This is a genomic window from Desulfobacter sp., assembly GCA_028768525.1.
Taxonomy (GTDB): domain Bacteria; phylum Desulfobacterota; class Desulfobacteria; order Desulfobacterales; family Desulfobacteraceae; genus Desulfobacter.
Genome location: CP054837.1, coordinates 5,421,713 through 5,436,329 on the forward strand (window position 1 = coordinate 5,421,713; position 14,617 = coordinate 5,436,329).

General features: G+C 52.7%; 15 protein-coding genes. 4 read left to right on the forward strand and 11 right to left on the reverse strand.

Annotated elements, in window-relative coordinates; translation table 11 throughout:
• The first annotated feature begins 10 nt into the window (after positions 1 to 10).
• The gene (locus HUN04_23815; protein ID WDP92583.1) at positions 11 to 622 is read left to right on the forward strand and encodes a PEP-CTERM sorting domain-containing protein; all 612 of its coding nucleotides are present in this window, start codon (positions 11 to 13) and stop codon (positions 620 to 622) included.
• Positions 623 to 680: 58 nt separating this feature from the next.
• Here HUN04_23815 and HUN04_23820 read toward each other — a convergent pair whose 3' ends face one another.
• Positions 681 to 1,712: a DUF4388 domain-containing protein gene (locus tag HUN04_23820; GenBank protein WDP92584.1), complete on the reverse strand. Its 1,032-nt coding sequence runs from the start codon at positions 1,710 to 1,712 to the stop codon at positions 681 to 683.
• 259 nt (positions 1,713 to 1,971) lie between these two features.
• Here HUN04_23820 and HUN04_23825 point away from each other — a divergent pair, with 259 nt between their 5' ends.
• On the forward strand, positions 1,972 to 2,268 hold the full coding sequence (locus HUN04_23825) for a hypothetical protein (protein WDP92585.1): 297 nt from the start codon (positions 1,972 to 1,974) through the stop codon (positions 2,266 to 2,268).
• Positions 2,269 to 2,309: 41 nt separating this feature from the next.
• On the opposite strand, the gene panP is transcribed toward HUN04_23825, so the two are convergent.
• Positions 2,310 to 3,989, reverse strand: a complete 1,680-nt coding sequence (panP, locus tag HUN04_23830; protein ID WDP92586.1) for a putative pyridoxal-dependent aspartate 1-decarboxylase — start codon at positions 3,987 to 3,989, stop codon at positions 2,310 to 2,312.
• Between the two features lie 127 nt (positions 3,990 to 4,116).
• On the opposite strand from panP, the gene HUN04_23835 reads away from it, so the two are divergent.
• Positions 4,117 to 4,410: a hypothetical protein gene (locus tag HUN04_23835; protein ID WDP92587.1), complete on the forward strand. Its 294-nt coding sequence runs from the start codon at positions 4,117 to 4,119 to the stop codon at positions 4,408 to 4,410.
• Between the two features lie 103 nt (positions 4,411 to 4,513).
• On the opposite strand, the gene HUN04_23840 is transcribed toward HUN04_23835, so the two are convergent.
• The 4 genes from HUN04_23840 to HUN04_23855 are packed head-to-tail and all read right to left on the reverse strand — an operon-like array spanning position 4,514 to position 7,259.
• Positions 4,514 to 5,056 carry a 2-oxoacid:acceptor oxidoreductase family protein gene (locus HUN04_23840; GenBank protein WDP93390.1) on the reverse strand — a complete coding sequence of 181 codons (543 nt, stop codon included), beginning with the start codon at positions 5,054 to 5,056 and terminating at the stop codon, positions 4,514 to 4,516.
• Positions 5,057 to 5,061: 5 nt separating this feature from the next.
• Positions 5,062 to 5,889 (reverse strand): 2-oxoacid:ferredoxin oxidoreductase subunit beta, encoded by an 828-nt coding sequence (locus HUN04_23845; protein ID WDP92588.1) that lies wholly within the window; start codon positions 5,887 to 5,889, stop codon positions 5,062 to 5,064.
• Between the two features lies 1 nt (position 5,890).
• The gene (locus HUN04_23850; GenBank protein WDP92589.1) at positions 5,891 to 7,045 is read right to left on the reverse strand and encodes a 2-oxoacid:acceptor oxidoreductase subunit alpha; all 1,155 of its coding nucleotides are present in this window, start codon (positions 7,043 to 7,045) and stop codon (positions 5,891 to 5,893) included.
• Positions 7,038 to 7,259: a 4Fe-4S binding protein gene (locus HUN04_23855; protein WDP92590.1), complete on the reverse strand. Its 222-nt coding sequence runs from the start codon at positions 7,257 to 7,259 to the stop codon at positions 7,038 to 7,040. Before HUN04_23855 ends, HUN04_23850 begins: the two co-directional genes overlap by 8 nt.
• A 276-nt stretch (positions 7,260 to 7,535) precedes the next feature.
• Here HUN04_23855 and HUN04_23860 point away from each other — a divergent pair, with 276 nt between their 5' ends.
• On the forward strand, positions 7,536 to 8,387 hold the full coding sequence (locus HUN04_23860) for a glycosyltransferase family 2 protein (GenBank protein ID WDP93391.1): 852 nt from the start codon (positions 7,536 to 7,538) through the stop codon (positions 8,385 to 8,387).
• 12 nt (positions 8,388 to 8,399) lie between these two features.
• On the opposite strand, the gene HUN04_23865 is transcribed toward HUN04_23860, so the two are convergent.
• From HUN04_23865 to HUN04_23885, 5 genes are all read right to left on the reverse strand, one after another.
• A complete protein-coding gene (locus HUN04_23865) occupies positions 8,400 to 10,889 on the reverse strand; it encodes a DUF342 domain-containing protein (protein WDP92591.1) in 2,490 nt (829 codons plus the stop codon).
• The gene (locus HUN04_23870; protein ID WDP92592.1) at positions 10,882 to 11,646 is read right to left on the reverse strand and encodes a response regulator; all 765 of its coding nucleotides are present in this window, start codon (positions 11,644 to 11,646) and stop codon (positions 10,882 to 10,884) included. The genes HUN04_23865 and HUN04_23870 overlap by 8 nt, the downstream gene beginning before the upstream one ends.
• A gap of 267 nt (positions 11,647 to 11,913) precedes the next feature.
• Entirely contained in the window at positions 11,914 to 13,245 is a 1,332-nt protein-coding gene (locus HUN04_23875) for an amidohydrolase (protein WDP92593.1), read from the reverse strand.
• Complete coding sequence (locus HUN04_23880; protein ID WDP92594.1) at positions 13,246 to 13,704, reverse strand: hypothetical protein; 459 nt, start codon at positions 13,702 to 13,704, stop codon at positions 13,246 to 13,248.
• Between the two features lie 13 nt (positions 13,705 to 13,717).
• Positions 13,718 to 14,578, reverse strand: coding sequence for a DUF3100 domain-containing protein (locus HUN04_23885; GenBank protein ID WDP92595.1), 861 nt, complete (start codon positions 14,576 to 14,578; stop codon positions 13,718 to 13,720).
• Positions 14,579 to 14,617 lie beyond the last annotated feature (39 nt).

Here is a 14,617-nt window from a genome sequence, read left to right on the forward strand (position 1 = left end):
GAGACTGAAGATGAAATTTGTAAAGAACTATGGTTTAGGGTTGCTTCTGGTTCTGGTTATCTTGCTGGCAGTTGGTGGAAACGCATCAGCAGACTACATCGACTTAGACGGGTTCCAGTCCTCCAATACCCTGGATGAAAACTGGACATTGGGCCAGGAAATTACAATCACCTCACTGGTGCCCGGGATAAACATCGGCGGCCAGTTTCATACCTTTGGCCCGGATACCCTTTTCCACCTCCAGGCGTCCCAGGGGGTTACCGCAAACAACGGCTTATACTCCTATGACGGAAGCTTTTCCATAAAAGGCGGCGACACGGTATATCTTTCAGGCAGTTTCGATGACGCCCTTTCCGGGTACTCCTCAGGCGGTGTTTATCTAAGTTTTCTGGCAAATGACATTACAGCGGATATACAGAGCCTGATGGCAACGGATATAACGCAAATAACCAAACTTCTTATCAGTTTTCAGATTGATAATACCGCAGCTTACCATGGGTTTATATTTGGAACGGGTTTTGAACCGCCGCCGGTTGTAACTCCGGAACCCGCAGGTTTTATTCTGTTCGGTTTGGGGCTCCTGGGAGTCGCCGGTATAGGACGGAGGCGATTGAATAAATAAGTGGTGTTTAAACCGTTTTTGATTTTTATAGGCATGGGATGGAAAATTAAAAAAGGGCTTAAACATTATCGCTGGCATACTCAATCAGCTTGATATATCCCTCGATGATTTTACGGGTTTCTTCTGAATTATCATCGTAGATGAATTCAATGCCCACGGCAATTTCGTCGGATATCTTCTGGGCATTTTTCACCTGCCCTGTGAATTTGACTTCTTCTGGGGTGCCCGGAATCCGGCACCGGAAGGGAATGGTTTGATTCAAAAGGTCCTTGGGGCGGATCGGTTCCGAGGGGCGGGTTTCAATGGTGCATCTGCAGCCGCCCAGGCTGATGTTTTCTATGATACCGCCCCTTTCGCCTGCAATTACCTCGGCCTGGGCGACAATGCTGCATTTAAACCGTTTATGGGCACGAAGCTCATGGTGCTCAATACTTTCCGGATACCGGATGAACATCAGCCTTGAGGGGGTGGAAATCACGGCCATCATTTTTGAGCGGAAAGCATAGATTGTGCCTTTATACAAAGACTTTACAATCATATCCCCATTCTTTATCCGGTCAGGGTCAAAGGCGTCAAAGGGAGCCGGGACCTTCAGCAGCAGGTATCTGTCATTTTCAATGCCCACAAGGGTGGTTCGGAAAGCCATATCGAATCCCGTCATTTCAATGAGCAACCTGACGCCGACCTCCAGGCAGAATTCGTTGGATACCATGGTTTTCAGTGCGATGCTCTCGTCCGCTACCGCCTGCGGTTGCTCGTCCGGCTGATTTTCATCGGCCCTGCGGGCGCTTTCCATGATAATCTGCAGCAGGGGCAGGTTGATCACATTGTCACGTCTGGAGGGATTGGGTTCCACTTCTATGATGAAGTTACGCCATGAAAGGATATCGTAAAGGGCGTCAGCCTGTTTTAAATTCATGCTGCCGGCATCCACTATTTCGCCATTGTGAAAATAGATGTGCCCGATGTTTTGTTTGGTCATGACATTGATGGTGCAGGTCTTCTGCTCCATTTCCACCATTTGAAGAAATGATGAAAGACTGACTCCTGTGATCTGTCCGCTGATTCCGTTAATCTGTGTCGATGCCATAGTCGGGGCTCCTTGTACCGCGGCCTGGTGACGTCTTAGCTGGTTGATGATATATGTTTAAAATCTAAAGGGTACGGTTCCAAAAGTAAATCTTTTTTATATAAAACTATCCCGGCAATTGGGGATTGAGATATCCGCTGTCTTTGGGCTATGATAATAGCCGTTAAACTACACCTGCCGGTTTCTGCTGTCAGGGGAACAATCAAAAAAAAGGAATAACCGGATGAAAATAGACTGGGCCTATATCAGAAAGGGCTGAGTGTCCTGCAAGAAAGCTCAAAAGTATTTTGAGGAAAATGGGATTGAGGTGGACCAGACCGCCGATGCAAGAAAGGAAAAAATTGACACCGATGGGGCCTGGGAGCTGATCAGTGTCCAGGCCCAGGCTTTTATCGGCAAGGGGAAAAAGGTGCTGGATTTCCAGCCCGGCGATGAAAACCGGGAGGAGATTTTGAAAGCAGCCATGGGCCGATCGGGAAATCTCCGGGCGCCGACCCTGAAAGCCGGAAACCGTGTGTTTATCGGTTTCAATGAAGATATATACAAAAATTTATAAGTGAATTGGCGGCCTTGCCGGCTGCCGATTCGGCGGCAGTTTTACCAGGTAAGGGCGGACAGGATCTCTTCCTGTTCATCCAGTATGTCGTCCAGAATATCGGGGGTGGTCAGGGGATTCATGATCACGCATCGGAGGACCACCACGTTGTATTCATCCGTCGGGGTTATTCTGAGCCGGGTTCTGGAGACAAAGCTTTTTCCGGCTTCCCGCTGGATCCGCTGGATATTGATATTGATTTCATCCAGGGTCCGGTTCAGGTCTCTGACCCGCTCCGTCAGCCCGGCGGCCAGTGCCCCATCCAGTTCAGCCCGGATGGAGGGGGGCACGGCCCTGTAAGTGAGGATGTTCAAAACCGGGTCGGAAATCAGTTCAAAGCGCGGCCGGTTTTTAATTTTTGTTGCAAAGGCTTTTGCCGTTTCAATGCCGTGTTCGATCATGAGGGCGTAGCCCCTGGAACCCATGATCTTCAGGGCGGCGTCCAGAATCAGTGATGAGGCTTCCCTGGAGCCTTCAAGTGTTTTGATACCCAGATCCACAGACCCTTTACGGTTGACGTATCTGGCGTGGTAGGCAATGGCATCCAGGGCCTTGGGGTCTTTGAAGTAGACCATGCCTGCGGTCATGGGCATGTAGAATTGTTTGTGGCAGTCAATGGTGACGGAATCTGCCCGTTCCACACCGGCAAGCAGGCCGGCGTAGCGTTCTGACAACAGCACGGGCCCGGCCCAGGCGGCGTCCACATGAAAATGGATATTTTCCCGTTCACAGATGTCGGCCAGGGTGGGCAGGGGGTCGATGACTCCGGTTTCCGTTGCCCCGGCAATGCCGACGATGGCGGCGATTTTTGTACGCCCCTCCGCCTTGAGATCCTTGATCAGGGCTTCCAGTTTATTGATATCGATGGAGCGGTTGTTGTCCACATCCACTGCAAGGACGTTCTGGTTGCCGATGCCCAGAATTCCCCCGGCCTTTCTTAAGGAAAAATGGCCCCGTTTGGAGATGATGACCACCACCCGGTCCAGGTCGTGGGCTTTCATGGCCTCGAAAATGCCGTTTTCCTCAATACTTGAAAAATTCTTTGTGGGGGAAAAGAGATTGTTCCTGGCCACCCAGAGGGCGGTGATGTTGGCCGTGGTCCCGCCGGTGGTAAACGAACCTAAAGCGGTGCGGGTGTTTTGGATGTGTTCCTGGTAAAAGGCATCCTCCCGTTTAAAGACCATGCGGTGCATTTTCGCCAGCACCTGTTTTTCCAGAACAGAAAGCACTTTGGAGGTTTCCAGTTTGATGACGTTCTGGTTCAGGGCTGCGGTGATGGCCTTGAGGTGGACCATGAAAAAGGGGATGGCGGCGGTCATGTGGCCGATGAAATAGGGGGAGGCCACGTTCACGGCACGGGGAGCAATTTCCGTAATAATGTCCTCAATGACATCGGCCAGTTTTTTTTGGGGGTGCCGGTTGATTTCCACATCCATATAGCCCCGGGAAAGTTCGGCCAGGCTGATTTCTTCGGTGACCCCCACGTGCCGGTTCAGGAAATCATGGAGTCCGAATAGAATCTGCTCCATGTATTTGATCAGGGTGTTTTTACTGCTTTCGTCTTCCGGGCGGATAAATACCCTGTGAAGGGACTGCCAGTCGGCAATAAGTGCAGGGTCCTGGATGTTTTTTTTCTTATTTTTCCCTTGTTGTTTAACCTGTTTTTTTTCCTGGGTGACCATGGGAATCGGTTTCTTCCTTAAATTGTCATTTAAGCTAAATTTATACCATGTCTTGGCCGGGTTCACAAAGCCCTTGAAAACAGGCGTAAAGTATGGCAGGTCTACCTTAAAAAAAGGAGAAATGCAAATGGAACTTCATGTAGACGATATTTTGACCCAGGTTACCCGGTACAATCTTATCCGCAACGGCCGGATGATCTATATTGACCTTCACAGAAAAATCCAGGGCCACCTGGCAGGGGAGTTCATTGCCGTGCCCAACCTGGTAAACATTGTGGCCAAACCTGAGCACCAGGGGGCGGGCAATACTGAGGATGAGGCATTGGCCGACTGTCTTAAAAAAATCAAAGGACTGAACCTGGAAGACCTATTCCCGGCGGCCGGGCCGCCAATGGGCAATGCTGAAGAAGAAGAGGAGTAATTGTTTTAGCCACCCCAAAAAAAGGGAGAGGCCCTAGCAGAAAAAGGCCCGGCATCTCCAAAAAAGGAGACCGGGCCTTTTTGCTTTGGGAAATGGGGCCGGTTTAGGCTGCGGACTCTCCCATTCTAAAGCCCAGTTCCAGGGCTTTTTTGTTCATTTCCATAAAGTCCTTGGGGATGGTGCTTTCAAGAACTTTTATAATGGAGTCGGATTCAACGATATGGGTCAATCCGATGAGGGTGCCCAGCATACAGATATTGAAGACAATGGGTTTGCCGATTTCTTTCATCACCGTATCAAACATGGGCAAGGCCACATGGCGGGCCGCCACTTTTTTCTCCGGGGTCACGTATCTTGAATCACAGAGCAGCAGGCCGCCGGGCCTCAGGACCGGGGCGAATTTGGCATAGCTCTCCTGGGTCAGGCTGACCAGAATGTTGGGCTGTACGACCTTGGGAAAGAGGATTTCAGTATCCGAGATCAGTACATCGCTCCGGGTTGAGCCGCCCCTGGCCGCCGCCCCGTAACTTTGTGACTGGGTGGCGTTTCTGCCTTCAAAAATGGCGGCAGCCTTGGCAAGGATAATGGCTGCGGTGATCACTCCCTGGCCGCCTGAACCTGAAAATACAAGTCTGGAACGTTCCATATCCATTATTCTTTTCCTTTCATTGCAACTTTTATGATCTCGTCATAGGCTTCACAATATTCGGGACGGTCTGTGTCTTCCACAAAGATACCCCGCTGGATGAGGGTGGGGTCTTTTTCCAGCTTTTTGGACCCGATTTTTACGGTATAGTTTTTAAAGCCTTCCATCATCTGGGCCGCGTCGCCTTCCTTGTTTTTCCGGCCGTAATAGGTGGGGCACTGGGACATGATTTCAACCACGGAAAAGCCCTTGTGCATGATGGCTTTTTTCAGGATGTCTTTGGCTTCCTTGGCGTGGAAGGTGGTGGATCTTGCCACAAAGGTGGCCCCTGCCGCCCGGGCCAGCTCAACGATATCAAAGTTGTTGTCGATGGTGGAGTAGGGGGCGGTGGTGGCTTTTTTGCCGGGACCGGAGAGCGGGGAGAACTGGCCGCCGGTCATGCCGTAAATCTTATTGTTCATGACAATGGCAGTGATGTCGATGTTCCGGCGGGCCGCATGGATGAAATGATTGCCGCCGATGGCCAGGGAGTCGCCGTCGCCCATGGGCACAATGGCCTTGAGGTGGGGTCTGGAGAGTTTGACACCGGTGGCAAAGGACAGGGCCCGGCCGTGGATGGTGTGAAGCGAATGGAAATCCACATAGCCTGAGATCCGGGAAGAACATCCGATGCCTGAGGTCATGACGATTTCGTTTTTATCCAGTTCCAGTTCGTGGATGGCCCGCAGAAGCGTACCCAGGACAATGCCGTGGCCGCAGCCCGGACACCACATGTGGGGAAAGTATCTGCCCCTGACATATTCTTGGAATTGAAAACTTTTTGTATCTGTCATCTTAGACCCCCTTTCCCTGGATCATTCTCAAAACGGTTTTGATGTCGCTGGGCGAGATGAGCTGGCCGTCGATGCGGTTGGCCAGGAATACCTTTTCCGGATGGTCCACGGCGTTTTTCACCTGGGTGACCACCTGGCCCATGTTCATTTCAACCACCAGCACAGCCTTGGCATTGGCGCATTTTTCCCGAACGATGGCTGCAGGGAAGGGCCAGATGGTCTGCAGTTCCAGCACGCCGATTTTGACGCCCCTTTTTCTGCGGTTTCTGGCAATGTGCTTGGCGGACCGGGCAGAGGAACCATAGGATACCAGTACATAATCTGCATCGTCCAGCCAGTGCTCTTTGTACATGCAGATGTTTTCCCAGTTGTTTTCGATTTTATCCACCAGGTGGCGCAGCAGTTCGGAAACCACTTTGGGGTCGTTATTGGGAAATCCCCACATGTCGTGGAAAAGACCGGTGACATTGTAACGGTGCTCCGCGCCGAAGTCGGACATGGGCAGCCGGCCGTCTTCACGGGGCAGGTAGGGATGGTAATCCACGCCCTTGGGAACGGAGGTTCTCAGGCGGTCCACCACCTGAATCTCTCCGGGCTCGGGGATAATCAGTTTTTCCCTCATGTGGCCGATGACTTCGTCAAAAAGAAGAATGACCGGGGTCCGATAGGTTTCGGCCAGGTTAAAGGCTTCCACCGTCATTCTGAATACATCCTGGTGGTTGGATGCGGTGAGGGCGATGATGGCATGGTCGCCGTGGGTCCCCCATCTGGCCTGGTTGATATCGCCCTGGCTGACGTGGGTGGGGTTGCCGGTGGAGGGACCGCCCCGCTGGACATTGGCAATGACGCAGGGGATTTCGGCCATGCAGGCATAGCCCAGTGCTTCCTGTTTAAGGGAGAAACCGGGGCCTGATGTGGCGGTCATGACCTTATTGCCGGTGAGGGAGGCACCGATGATGGCCCCCATGGACGCGATTTCGTCTTCCATCTGGATGAACTTGCCGCCCACTTCCGGGAGTCGTCCGGCCAGGTGTTCTGCTATTTCAGTGGACGGGGTGATGGGGTAGCCGGCGAAAAAATTAATGCCTGCGTACAAAGCACCTTCAACACAGGCCTCATTCCCCTGAACAAACCTGATATTTGATGTGTTAGTCATTTTCCCCTTCCTGATTTTCTTTGATTTGAATTGCAAGATCCGGGCACCTAAGTTCGCACAGCATACATGCGATACAGTCTTCCGGGCGAACCGCTTCCACTTTGCCCTGCTTGTCAAGTTCAAGCACCTTCTTGGGGCAGAAATGAACGCAGATGCCGCACCCTTTACACCATTCCTTGTCGATTACATGTGTTACTGATTTGCCTTTTCCCATAATATCCTCTTTAGTAACAGGTAAAACTACCCAAAAACAAGGACCCTTGTTAAGTGAATTTATATCGTATGTCAAGGATTACTCGCACCAGAAATAAATAGTATTCATTATTTTTTATCGGGTAAAAAAAAGCAAGGAAAAAAAGAACTTATGCAAGCGATCACTGGTTTTTTTATGGTGCGACCCGGCATGGAAATTGAATGGTTCTACCTTTCTGTTTTTTCGCGAAATCAAGGCGGGTGGACCCGGATCGTCCGGCGTGGTATAACCCCTTCCATGGAAACAGAGGAAAACAGACTGGTATCGGTGATCATTCCCACATACAACCGGGCACACGTGCTGGCCCGGGCACTGGATTCAGTGCTGGCCCAGGAGTATAACCCCGTGGAAGTGGTTGTGGTGGACGACGGGTCCACGGATCAGACGCCGGCACTGCTGGCCGGATACGGGGAGCGGATCAGAGTGCTGACCCAGCCCAATAAGGGGGTCTCGGCTGCCCGGAACCTGGGCATCAGAAAGAGCCGCGGTGCCTTCATCGCCCTGCTGGATTCCGATGATGCCTGGACCCCTGAAAAGCTTTCGGTTCAGATGGACTTTATGCTGGCCGACCCCGGTGTGCTCATCTGCCAGACCGAGGAAGTCTGGATACGCAACGGCCGAAGGGTGAATCCCAAAGTGAAGCATAAAAAGCCCTCGGGCATGATCTTCAAGCCCTCTTTGAAGCTCTGTCTGGTGAGCCCGTCCGCGGTGATGATGCGGCGCCAGCTTTTTGAAACCAAAGGGATGTTCAATGAAGATTTTCCCGTGTGCGAGGATTACGACCTCTGGCTGAGGGTCTCCAGGGATACCCCTGTTCACCTCATCGATATCCCCTGCACCGTGAAATACGGCGGGCACGACGACCAACTCTCCGCCTCCCATTCCCAGGATAAATACCGGATTCAATCCATTTTAAATCTGATCCGGGATGAGGGGCTTTCCCAAGGCCAGAAAGATGCGGCGCTTAAGGTGATGGTTAAAAAATGCAGGGTTTACGGCAACGGCTGTCTTAAGCGGGGCCGGCAGGACGAGGGACACTACTATCTGGGGCTTGCAGACCGTTACGGCCCTGAGGTGGATCTCCTTTAAGGAATCCGGCGACTAAAGTTCCGAAATTTCCATCCGGTAGTGGTGCAGCCCGTCCTCTTCAATCTGTTGTTCCTGAATCCTGCACCGTTTGCGGTCTTCGGTCAGGGTGAGGGTAATGTTGGGGCCCATGATCACGGTTTCCTGGGTGATGCTTTTGTTGACGGTTACCGCGGGGTGTGACTCCATTTTTTTTGAATAATCCCTGAGCCCCTTTTTTTTCAGGACAAGGGTTTTGTTGTCGGTTTCGATCTCATCCATGGTCGCCTTGTACTTTTCAATTTGCCTTGCATGGCTGTCCTGGATATTGAATATGGCGGTCAATTCCTCATCGGTTCTTTTCAGGGATGCGGAAAGCTTTTTCACATCCTTCAGGGCCCTGTCCAGCCCCATCCGGTCCTGTTGCTGTTTTAGGTCGGCCAAACTTGCTTTCAGGGTATTGATCCGTCCTTGAAGCTGTTCCTGTTCCTGGGCCTTTTCCATAATCTTGCTGTACAGTTCACGGTCATCTTCTTCTATGCGCTTCATCTCACCCCGGATATCTCCCTGACGTTTCCGCAAGGCGTCAAGCTGGTCATCAATCGCCTTGATTCGTGTTTCCAGGTGGTCGTCGACCCCCACCTTCAGGCGGGAGGGTTTGGATGTATCTGTGCCGATTCTGCCGCCATCCACCCCTGCTTTGGCCGTAATCTGGGATGACATGATGACGCCGGTCGGATTTTCAACACCGCCGGATAGCAAAATGCCCGAGTCAATGATTTCCTTTTGTACCACTACATTACCAAAGGCGTTCACCTTTGAATTGTTGATGAATTTGGCATAGACATTGCCCACGGAAACAATATCGGCATCGGTGATACCGTCGGTGACACAAAGGTCGCCCGACAGGTCGATGATGCCTCCCTGGATTTCTTTGGCCGTGAGGCTCACGCCTTTGACGGTGAATCCGTCCTTTACCGTGCCTGCCACCACGATATTTCCGTTGAATTCAATGTTTCCGGTTTTATAATCCACATCCCCCTTTACGGGCAGCTCCGGATTGATGGAGATCTCGCCCATGGGATCCAGGTGGGGCTGTCCGTCCAGGTCCGCATGGACGGTAAGGCCGTCCTCGGAGAGTTTTGTTCCGCTTCCGGCAATCATGACAGGATCCTCGGGTTCGTCCACGGTGATGGGTTCACCGGTAACGGTCATGCCTTCCTCACCTTCCTGGGCCGGGGTTTTTACGGCCAGAATATCTCCTTTGGCGACAAAGGGGATTTCTCCCCTGTCCCTGAAATCCATTCGGCCGTCTTCCATGATTTTCCCGGGGTTGGTGTAATCCGTATGAAATTCATATGTCAGAGTTCCGTCAACAGGAAGCACCGGGGCCGCCCCTTCGGCTATCATGAATTCATCCTGGCCGGGCAGGGCATCGGCCATCCAGGATTCAATGGCCCTGTCTTCGATGATGCCGAAACTGATCTGCCGTTGGCGGAGCAGGTTGAGTAGGTCGGCAAGGTCGAGCAGTTCCCGGTGGACAGGCTCAGCTTTCAGGCGTATGAAGGCCCGAACTCTGTCTTCTGATATCCGTGTGCTCACCAGGTCCCCCAGGGTTTGCTGCTCCGGAGGGGCCTCTTCGGTATCCGAAGTGTCAATTGCCGGGGTGAGCGGAGATGAAAAAGTGGTTCTGAGCACCTGGCGGACGAATTCTTCCCGTGTGGGGTCTGCTTCCTGCTGCCCTGCTTCGTTTTCATTTTCCGGTGTGGTGGCGGTCTCATTTTCAGTGAGAATGGCCGGTAGGTCTTCAAGGGAGAACGCTATCCCGGCCTGCCGTGCAATGCGGTCGAACAAGACCCGGATGAATTCAAAAAGAATCTGGAAATCCCGGTTCAGTGGGCCGGGGGCAATCTCAATGTTCCGGGCCTTGATCCGCTGGTCAAGGGTCACCGGATCCTTTTCCTGTCTGTTGGCCTCGGCCAGCACCGTGGTGAGCCGGAGTTTTTCTTTTTTCCGGGAACTGATCCGTTCTTTGCAGATTTTTGCCTTTTTTTTAAGCCGCTGGGCAATAACGAACAACTGCTTGTTCTGATGGGTGACCACCCGGCGGAGCTTTTCTTGCTTCATTTCCTTGTCAAATGCCTCAATGCAGCATTTTACCCTGTCCACCAGTTCCTGGTCAGTGGCCGGAGTGACGATGCAGGCATGGATTTCCGCCTTGTTGATGGCCCGGATCACCATATCTGGCTGGTCAGAGGGAACGGTGAGCACCCTCCGGGTCATGGGCGAAATGGCTTTTGCCTGTTTGAGGATGTCATCCCCTTCCATTTTCGGCAGCCTGAAGTTGGAGATAAGGAGATGGAAAGGGGAGTCCGGCATTGCCTGTTCAAGCCGTTCCAGGGCCGATTTCGATACATGCTCACAGACCGCTTCCCAGCCCCGCTCTTCAAGGATCTGCATGACCCGGTCGCTGGTGGCGGCATTGTCTTCAAGAATGAGAATTTTAGGCCGGTCGGAATCAGTCATCAGCACCTCCGCGGGCCTGTTCCGGCATTTCAATTCCGTTGCGCAGCGCAAGGTCGGTGAAGGCGGAATAAAGATCCATAATGCTTTGGGTGTATAAGGCGTTCAGCATTTCACCGGGGTCTTTGTCGGTATTCTGGATGGCATGGAGGATAAGGGTGATAATTTTTTTCTGGGACATGGGGCGGCTGGCACTTTTTTCACTGAGCGCGGCCTTCAGTCCTGCGATTTCCCTTTCAAGGGTTTTTGACTCAGTATCGTTGCGCTTGGCGGCTTCAACGAGTTCGCAGTTCAACTCATATAATTTCCCGTTCTGGGCCTTGGCCATGGTAAATAGCTTTTTGCTTTCCAGATGGTGCTCATAGCTGCGGGTACCCCAGGAGACAGCATCTTCCATTTGGGTCTCGTTCCAGGGCATGGAGATATAGCGGTGGACGGCGCCGGTATTCACGGCACTGATAATGGTCTCCATGTCTGAATACCGGGTGATAAGGAACCGGATGGTCTCCGGGGTATTCTTTTTAACATGGGCCAGCAGTTCACTGCCTGTCATTCCCTCAAGGCGCTGGTCGCAGATGACGATGGAAAATGGCCTGGGCGCTTTTTCAATTGTACTGACCGCCTGGTCCGCCGTGTCAACATGGACAGATTCAATGCCCAGCCCTTGGAGTACCGGTCCCACATCCCTGCTTTGTTCCTGAATGTTGCCCACGGTTAATACTTTATGGGTGTATTGTTCCAGCGGATTGATCTGGTCCATGGAAACATGATCCTCACGTTAAGTGATCCCAACTGAATGCGTCCGTTGAAATTTGGCACCAGTTTATCTCCATGCGACGCGAAATGCAAGAAGAACCGGAATTGACAGTTGGCGGCGGAAGAAATCATAGCAATACATACTAGGTTAAAGTCTCGAAAATCATTCTGCCTTTGCAAAAATAATGCGGCAAAGGGCCTTGTAATACAAAGAGGGCAGGGCGGTTCTAAATGGATGGGGCGGCCCCGCAGGGCCGCTCCTGGTTTGGAATTATTTTAAAGCGATGATCTCTTCTTTTTCAACGGTTTCAAGCCAGGACAGATAACTTGGCTTATCCATCCGGGGGGTGAATTTTTCAAGAACCTGCCTGGCCGCCTTTGCATCCCCCCACAACAGGTCAATGATGGTCATGGCCAGTGATTTGACAGGAATCAAAAATGCGGTATCATGATCGGCAACCCGGAATTCCTTGGAATGAAGGCTGCCTTCAATTCCGCCGAAAAAGGGGTGAAGCCCGGGCATGATATGGGAGATATCCCCAAAGTCCAGAGAACCTGAAAAATCTCCCCCCTGAATGGTCTCTTCCGGCCGGCACAGGGCGGCAATATTGTCCTGGAAAATGGTTTCCAGCCCCGTGTCGTTGACCAGGGGCAGGTAGCCCGGGATGTCCCGGATTTCAATTCCCGCCCCCACGGCCGCCGCCCCGGCCTTCAGGGCCCGGTCGGCTTTGGCATTGGCCGCCTTGAGCGCCTGGATGGTTCCGGCTCTGACATAGGTTTCCATTCGGACGTCCGCAGGCACCACATTGACCACATCGCCGCCTTTGGTGATAATGGGGTGAATTCTGACCCGGTCTGTATCCTTGAAGGTTTCCCGCTGGGCATGGATGTTGTTTATGGCCAGCATGGCGGCATTCAGGGCATTGACCCCTTTGTCCGGGTCGGATCCTGCATGGGCTTCCTTGCCTGTGAATTTAATGGTTTTTCCGATAAATCCATTGCCTGAAGACGCAGAAAAGACCTTTTTGCCCGGGGGCAGGTTCAGGGCGTGCATCATCAGGGCCATGTCCACATCGTCCATGGCCCCTTTGGCGGTCAGTTCCTGTTTCCCTCCGAACCATCTGATCTTTCTCTCCTGCCTGAGCCGGGACCTGAATTCCATTTCCACGAATTCCTCGGCGGGTACAGCCATGAAAATAAGGTTGCCTCCCAATTGCGGGAAGGCGTTTATTTCCCTGAGCACCATGGCCACGCCGGCCATCACTGCCGCCTGGATGTGGTGGCCGCAGGCATGGACGGCACCGCCGGGACCGGCATGGGGGTGGTCCTTGCAGACAATGGCATCCAGTTCTCCCATCAGGGCCAGTGTGGGGCCCTGTTTTTTTTCGGGAAGCCGGGCGGTGAGCCCGGTGACGGCGATCTCTTTTTGAACGGTGTACCCGGCCTTTTCCAGAAGCCCGGCCACATGGGCCGTTGCCTTTGTTTCCTTGTATCCCAGTTCCGGGTGGGTATAAAGAAAGTCGCCGACATCCAGGATGGCCGGGGCAAGCCGGTCGGTTGCTTTCAGGACTTCATTTTTAAGGTCGGTTTTCGATGCTGCCATTTAAATGATCCCCTGGAACTTGAGTATAATCTGGGCAATGATGGCGGAACCGAAAAATGTACCGCAGAAAACGGTCATGGCAACAATAACGATTTTCCAGGAAATTTGCTTCAGTTCCTGGATTTTATTGCCCACGGAGATGCCGGCAAAGGCCAGGATGGGGGTGGTGGTGGCCAGAAAATGGACCTTACCCGTATAATCCAAAAATATTTTGGCCGTGGGCATGAAGGGCATGCTCAGAATCAGGGCGATCATGGTGGCCCAGGCAAAGGCGGGAAACTGGAGCTTGGGGGTCAGGTCCTTGATCACCAGGGAGAGCATGGCAATGATAATAATAAGGATGACACCGGGGATGGCCTCGGCAACGGAAAGGCCGAAGCCGATTTTCTGTCCCGCCAGGATCATCATTCCCACCAGGATCATCATTTTAAGCTGATTAAGTGTTTTTGCAATATCCATCGGGTCCTCCTCCTTATCTGTTTCTCAGGGCGTCAAATTTTTTGTAAAAGAAATTGGTGGCAGGCAGGGCCAGGAAAATCACCGAATACATGCCGGTGACACCGGTGAGCATATTGGAGGTGGCGGCATAGGCCAGGATGGTCTCCTTCATTGCCGGATCAACTGCCATGGACAGGGAGGATGAGGCCGCTGTCATCATGGAGCCGGATCCCATGCCCGAGGCCATGGCCAGGGCGTAGGGGTGGAGGCCTGTACCCGTGGCAAAGGAGCCCAGCAGACCGAAGAAAATAGTGCCGAATACCGTGCCCATCATATAGGTGCCAAGAACCCCTGTCCCCTCGGGGGAGTTCATGCCGTAGCGCTCGCCGATGACCCCCAGGGTGGGTTCACGGCAGATGCTGACCGTGGCCCCGACGGCTTCCCGTTTCATGCCCAGCAGCATGGCCATGGGCAGGGCGATAATAATGGTGCCCAGATTACCCAGTTCCTGAAGGAGAAAAGCCGGGCCGGCCTGGATGATTTTAACGATATTGGGCCCCACAAGGGTGCCGTATTTCACGCCCAGGGGCAGCAGGGAGATCATGACCATGACTCCGGCCAGCTCGATTTCATCCTTGGACACGGCTTTTTTCAGGAATGCCAAAGGTTTCCCCAGCAGATCCGGGGTGATGAGCAGGCCGATGATCACAGCGTAGAGCATGGGCAGCAGGACGACGGCACCCGGACCCATGGGGATCTTTTTGATGCCAAAGGTTTCAGATACCATGACAATGACCAGAACCGTCAGAAAGAGTCTGGCAAACACGGGGATGCGGTTTGTGGTGTTGAGAAGTTCCGCTTCCGTCAGGGGACGGGCGGCTGGGATGTCGGACATGGAGTTTCTCCTTTAAATTGGGGTTGATTTTTTTTGGTC